General features: G+C 46.6%; 5 protein-coding genes. All 5 read right to left on the minus strand.

From position 1 onward, the window contains the following. Positions 1-120: 120 nt before the first annotated feature. The gene (locus RX395_RS09435) at positions 121-1,062 is read right to left on the minus strand and encodes a ThiF family adenylyltransferase (protein WP_316367182.1); all 942 of its coding nucleotides are present in this window, start codon (positions 1,060-1,062) and stop codon (positions 121-123) included. Further along, complete coding sequence (locus tag RX395_RS09440; RefSeq protein WP_152067960.1) at positions 1,043-2,284, minus strand: hypothetical protein; 1,242 nt, start codon at positions 2,282-2,284, stop codon at positions 1,043-1,045. The genes RX395_RS09435 and RX395_RS09440 overlap by 20 nt, the downstream gene beginning before the upstream one ends. Further along, complete coding sequence (locus RX395_RS09445) at positions 2,268-3,467, minus strand: MFS transporter (RefSeq protein WP_152067959.1); 1,200 nt, start codon at positions 3,465-3,467, stop codon at positions 2,268-2,270. The genes RX395_RS09440 and RX395_RS09445 overlap by 17 nt, the downstream gene beginning before the upstream one ends. Continuing rightward, positions 3,464-5,128, minus strand: a complete 1,665-nt coding sequence (locus tag RX395_RS09450) for a B12-binding domain-containing radical SAM protein (RefSeq protein WP_260699945.1) — start codon at positions 5,126-5,128, stop codon at positions 3,464-3,466. The genes RX395_RS09445 and RX395_RS09450 overlap by 4 nt, the downstream gene beginning before the upstream one ends. Positions 5,129-5,980: 852 nt before the next feature. After that, the gene (locus RX395_RS09455) at positions 5,981-6,313 is read right to left on the minus strand and encodes a transposase (protein WP_316367188.1); all 333 of its coding nucleotides are present in this window, start codon (positions 6,311-6,313) and stop codon (positions 5,981-5,983) included. Between the last annotated feature and the right edge of the window lie 78 nt (positions 6,314-6,391).

The raw sequence follows: 6,391 nt of genomic DNA on the forward strand, positions 1-6,391 counted from the left end.
AGGGTCAACCAGGCGCGCGACAGGTGGGACCCGACTGCAAGGGTGGTGCGCCATATCCTGATGGCCGACGCGACTTACCGCAGCTTGGGATAGGTGCGGCATCACCCGTTATCTAAACTGTTAGAAACCCTTAAAGTTCATGAAGGAGCAGAAGCATGTATGTTGATGCATGGGGCTCGATCCTGTACAAAGATATCGGTATATCTCCATTGCTAGCGCAGTTCCCACAAGAGTGTTCGTAAAACAAATTGATCCCTTTGGTACGGGCATGCGGACTATGTTCTCTTCGGCTCGCTGGAGGAAAGAGAGATAGGATTTCATATCGCTCTGCTTTTCGAGAATAGGACCAATTTCCCCATCAGCTACTCCAACAGCACAAAATGCACAGGGGATGTCCTTTTCTATACATGCTTCAAGAACTATTGACCTGGGATTGACCCCCTCCCCACTGTCTGCAGCGCAAACAAGCATTGAAGTCCTCGAAGGAACGCAACGCATGAGTTCTTCGGCAGAGCGGACGTAAGACGCAACTGGATTAAGCGAAAGATCCGGATAGCGATTAACAAGTGTTTTGGAAACTGCCTCTACTTTTGCTTCTCCTATTTCGTCGGGACCAACAAGAAACTGACGATTTACGTTTGACCTCTCAACTCGATCCCCGTCGATTAATGTAAAATGCCGAACTCCAGCAGCAGCCAAATGCTCCGCCACCACCTGCCCTATGCCGCCCATACCAACGATGGCAAGATGAACGGCGCCGATTTGCTTAAGTAACGTCAGCGGAGCGTCGGAATAATAAGACAAAAAGCGAGCTGTCCTCGAGTGGGGTGATTCCAGCTCGTATTCTTCAGTCTCTAGAAAACCAAGTTCGTTGAGCCTCAGCAAGAATCGTTGCTCGCGAGCTTCAAGGTTCGTCTCATCTATCGTATTTTGTTTGGCGAGCTGCTCAAAAAGATTTGTACTCAAATCAGAGATTTTGACCCTCACTCGCGATTTTAATCCTTGCAATATAAGTTCGTTGGAATCTCTCCTGATATAAGCACTATCGTTCCAATAGAACATTTAATATCCTTTCCCTCAAGCCTTCTTCTGGAAAAGTGTTTCGCATGAAGAAGGCGCTGGAGAGTCGTCCGATCGGCAGAAAACACGCAGCCTCGCCAAACAGTTCGACGGCTCTCTCGTTAAACGCCTGGCGCGAAATCATGCCAGAAAAATACCTGCTCAAAACCGATAAATACTTTTGGAGACGCATGCGGTTGCCCAAGCCCGTCAGTAGTGCGAGTTGATAGTAGATAAAAATAGGGTCATTGAAAGTATTCGGAATTAAAAGCAGGTGTACATCCGCCCAATCCGATTGAGGAGAGAAATAATCACTCGACATGAGTTTTGGATGATACCTGCCTGACGATGCTAATTGAAGCGCTATAAGTTTTACAATCTTTTTATTGGGGTAGTATTTGTCGTATGAAATTGATAATTTCGCAGTTATCTCTCTTTGTTCATCGGATTTATTCACGCCGTAATCGAAGGAAGGATCTTTCAGTTTCGGCGACAGAAGTCTTCTGATTGCCTCTGTGTCAACGAGAGAGAGGATGTTCCTACGTCCTTCTTCGTCGGCGAAATAGGGAGAGTGCTTGTTTGAAAAAACGATAACAGCCTCTATGCCAGATAATCCATGGTGCAGCCGCGCGCTCTTGCAATAGCGCTCAATTAATAAGGGCATGTTTGTATTGCAGCTTGCCATGGTTCTTCCGAGAAGAAAACACAAGACGTCAATCCATCTATTCTCGATGCGCTTTATCGTCATAGTCTGAGTGCACGCAGCGCTGCTCAGTTTGACTTTCTGCCTTCCGATTTGCGTAACAGAAAAATCATTGACACAAAAATAGTGAGAAGAGAGGAGATGTAAAAATGGTCCCACCCTTCCTCCGGTCCGGAATGCAATGGACAGCGACTTTGCATGATTGCTTAGCGAATAGCAGTGACCATCAATTACATCTATTCTCAAAAAGAAAGTCTTTAGAAAGCCGCTGCAATTGTGATGGACGTAGTCAAGCTTCCTCCCCAACTCGACAATATGCTCATTATCATGTCGACTTGTAAACCTAATCGTCCTGTCATCATATTCAACTTCGAAAAAAGGGGAATGAGGGCATCCCGATGCATCGAGTATTACTGGAACCCCGGCGATACGCTGAATGATTTGTGACGAATAGTCATGTCCATCAAGAAGGCTCGACGCTTCGGGCAGCTCGTCAATCGATATATCAATTCTTGGAGACATGTATTCCTACCATTTTTAAAGAAACAACGGCGGTAATTGCTATCGCGATTGCGCCAATAACACCGAGCGCTATCTGAATGGGATATAACCCCAACACATATCCAAATATGGAGAAAAACATTGCAGAAAAGAGAGCCCTTACCAGAGACGCGACGGAAAGGATCGTCGCGCGGAGATCGTCCGCTATCGCGTCTTGGATTAAGTTTTCCGAAGTGATGTACACCACTTCTGGGAGAAAACAAAGCACCATGCTAAGGCCAAACAAACACAGCGGATTTGAAGCGAACCACGGAAGAATCATGAAAAGACCGGCCTCGATTAGCATCGAGCCGAGCATGGTATTTCTTTTCCCGAAACGCGATGAGAAAAAATCTGCTGCAATGTAGGCCGTCGCATTTACTGCATAGGATGCACCGAAAAAGATTCCTATTATGGAGACGGGAGCATCAAATGCGTCGAATACCAACTGATTCAAGTTGTAATAACTCCCATAGAATCCATCGAGCATGCTTGTGCCGATTAGAAGAAGCAACACCGCAAAAGCGGATTCTCCAATGCACCAGGTTTCGCGTCTGAAGACCTTGGCTACGTCAAACCTTTCCTCCCCAGAGTTTTTGGAATGGGTCGTTTCCATCCTCTCAATGGGATACAGAAGGAAAAGCTGCAGGAGATAGAAAACGGAAACGCATACGTAGAGGGCACTCCAAGATACTTGGGCAATGAATGATCCAAGTACGATTGCCACTCCCGTCGCGATTGATTGCGCGGCAAGCAGCCGAGCGTTGATGGTGAGGAAGCGCTCTCCTTGACCGGCATTTCGGGCAATTTCATATAAAAGTGCTTGTTCGGATCCCGATTGAAGGGAGTAGGCGAGTGCCTCAACAAGGGAAAGCGCGACGAGAAAGGGGCCTGAGATCAACAGCATGCCAGCCGTATGGAAGAAAAGCAGCAGCACGCCCACTTGAATCGAGAACTTCTTTCCAAAGAAATCGCCTATCAGCCCTGTTGGCAGCTCGAGGACGACCGTTGCAATGTTAAACAGGGCTTGATAAAGCGCGATTTCCGTGACAGACATTCCTTTCTCCGCAAGGAAAAGTAGAAACACTCCCCGATTTAAAACAAATCCCGCGAGAACGAAAAAGGCGGAATAGATGTGCAGCTGCGCAGTGGCATTCTTATTCATTTGGCACTCCTAACGACTATTTTTGTCGGGGTGCTCGCCACTGATTCGAAGCCTGAAATGTTCATAGTCTCAATGAAGAGCTGATAAAGCTTTTGAACAGGGTATCGATAGAATAGGACATCCTGCGCTCTTTCTTCTCGACGAACTATTGCCAGCCGGTCGATTTCGAAACAAGAAACCGCATAATACACACCAGCTTGATCTAGAGTTGCCGTATAGCTTTCTGCAACGGCAAATGCATCACGATCGCGACACATTTCAAAAATATCTTCAATGCTTCTACCATCTCGATGAATCATAAGGTAGGTTGCGAATTTAAAATGGTTTATCAAATCAAAATACGTATCGGCACGCGCGAGCACGTCAAGAATGTCGTAATTTTCATTTCTGACTGTGTACAGATGATTGAAATGAAGAGGTGACAGGCTGTTTGGGTCAATTCCGGCAGCAAGTAAATCTAAGTAATACTGAGATTCTTTTACGATGATATAATCCTCTTTATTCACCCCTTGAGCAACATCAGTAAGAGGCTCTGGGCTCATATAGGAAAAGTCAACGTTTGACATAAAACTGGTCGACGCGACTTCTTGAGCAAGGGCAAGGGTGTCGAGTACTTCGGAATATGTTTCTTCTGGAAAACCGATGATAAAATTGGTTTCGAATCTCATGCCAGAGGAAATGATGGATTTTACGGTAGGAATTACTTTTTTAAGATTCAAGTTTTTCCGGCAGATTCGCTGTATTCTTTGCGAGCCAGTTTCCAAGCCAACAAATACGGAGATACATCCGGTTGCCTTAAGTAGGCCAATGATCTCGGGAGTTATCGTATCGATTCGTCCCTCACAGTTGTATTTGAAATCATAATTCATTGCATATTTTTTGACTGCAAATTCAAAGAAGTACTTGTGCGATGCTAAAAAGTTATCATGATTATAGTTAATTGAAGAAAGAGTGCCGGTTTTTGCCATGCAATCGTAGACACGCTGCGAGGTTTCGAGCAGTTTGTCGACATTAAGAAATCGCGCTTTCTGACCGAGAAGCACTCTGGATGAGCAATAGTAGCAATTAAACGGGCAACCTCTACCTGCCTCAATGTTGACCACGTTCATGCCGTATGAATTGGAGTAGTCGAGTTCCGGAAGGTTGTTAATGTCGTATTCAATCAACTCGCATAATCCAGAATCCCCGGTTTTAGAAATCGAATTTTTAGGTAAATCGCCCTGAGCGCCGCAAGCAATATATTCGAGTAGAAGCGGGAGGGTTTCTTCCCCATCAAAGATCGATAGAAAGTCAACCTCGGGACAATCCTGAAAAACCATTTCTCGAAGTGAAGTGATCTGGGGACCACCAAATATGATAACCGATTCGGGATGCGCCCGTTTAATAATCTTCGCTATCATGATGCCCCAGATATAAGAGGCGTTCATGATCGAAACACCAAAAACATGGGAGTCGATTGCTTTTATTTCGTCGGAGAACCACCGATAGATTTCTTTTGAAAAAGTCTTTTCTTCTTCGAGGAACTTACGCTGAAAGTCAATAACGTGAGTTGAAAATCCCGCTGCTTCAGAAACGGCCCTTAGATTCAAGATGGCCAGATTATCAACAAGGGTCTTCCTGTAGTGATTCACCGGATTGATCAGAGTGAAATCAACCTTCAACTTGAGCTCCTTTCTTTCGGGCGAATAGGAATCGCCTCCGTCACATTAAACGGAGGCGATTGTGTTATCAGACCTTAGCAGCGGCGCTGTATAACCTGATCAACATCAATGCCGAAGTCCAGAAGTTCTTCAACAGTGATCTCGATGTCGGAAGCCGATTTATCGCTGGCCAGCTCGATTTCTTCTTTCTCCATTTTCGTCACCTCCTTTTCATGTATGAGTTAAAAAAACTAGTGGCTTTCTGGAAACAGCCAGGATCAATGCTAAACGATGATTTTAGATTCAACGTCGGGACCGGTTGTTTTTATGAATATGATGCCAATGCACGAACAAAAGCAGTTAGCCTTTTCAGCACTGTTGCGGCTTATGCAATCACATGAGTCCTAGGCCCTTTCGACACCACCTGTATTGCGAATCAGCACCGCTGTCTTCCTGACCGAATATTGCCGTCGGGCACCGCTATTAAATGCATCTCCAGGCATCCCGTTACACTCGCGCCGCCATGCGGTCGACTGAACGAGGAGGTTTCACATAGACGCGATCTGGGCCGACATGGGAAAGGCCATCATGCGGCAGTGCTGCAGATGGAGCGCTAGCAATAAAAGGGCACAAGGACCAGCGTCTGCCCAGATGCCAACACATGATAACGGCGGTGCTGTTACGCGATATTCAGCAGTGTTTAAGCTAGCGGATACTCAATCACGCGCATAGCAGGAGTAACAGCACAGGTGTTCCTATAGTTTTGTCAACCGGGGAATGCCGTTCGCGAGATTGAATCGCGAAATGCTGACGCCAGGCCTTTCGACCGGCAGACTCCAGTCTGTTCGGAGTGCTGCGTTTCGACTAGGCGGCTTAGGGCACCCTGTCCCGCATGATCGCGTAGGTGACCTTCAACCTCTTTCGCGCCAGCGTTTTGAGCGCCTTGCCGTGCGGCATGCCACGTTCTCGGCACCTGGCGTAGTAGTCGCTCCATCTGCCCTCTGTCCGGGTAAGGTCGTTGCACGAGAATATGAGCAGGTTCTTCAGCCTTTTGTTGCCTTGGCGCGATGCCGTCACCGAGGAGATCGAGGTCCCCGCCTGGCAGTTGCGCGGCGCCAGGCCGCAGTACGACGCGAGCCTGTCGTGGCTTGACTCGTCATGTTTAATCTGTTTCGTTAACTGAAATGCGTAAATCTGGTTAATCAAAAAAGCAAAATCTGGTTAAATGAAAATGGTAAATTTAGTTAAACGCGCTGGTAATCAATGGTGAAAAACATGCCAAAA

Source organism: Collinsella aerofaciens (assembly GCF_032584215.1).
Lineage (GTDB): Bacteria > Actinomycetota > Coriobacteriia > Coriobacteriales > Coriobacteriaceae > Collinsella.

Coding starts and splice junctions, on each gene's coding strand:
- RX395_RS09435 (WP_316367182.1), bottom strand. CDS start 1,062: ATGTTCTATTGGAACGATAGTGCTTATATCAGGAGAGATTCCAACGAA.
- RX395_RS09440 (WP_152067960.1), bottom strand. CDS start 2,284: ATGTCTCCAAGAATTGATATATCGATTGACGAGCTGCCCGAAGCGTCG.
- RX395_RS09445 (WP_152067959.1), bottom strand. CDS start 3,467: ATGAATAAGAATGCCACTGCGCAGCTGCACATCTATTCCGCCTTTTTC.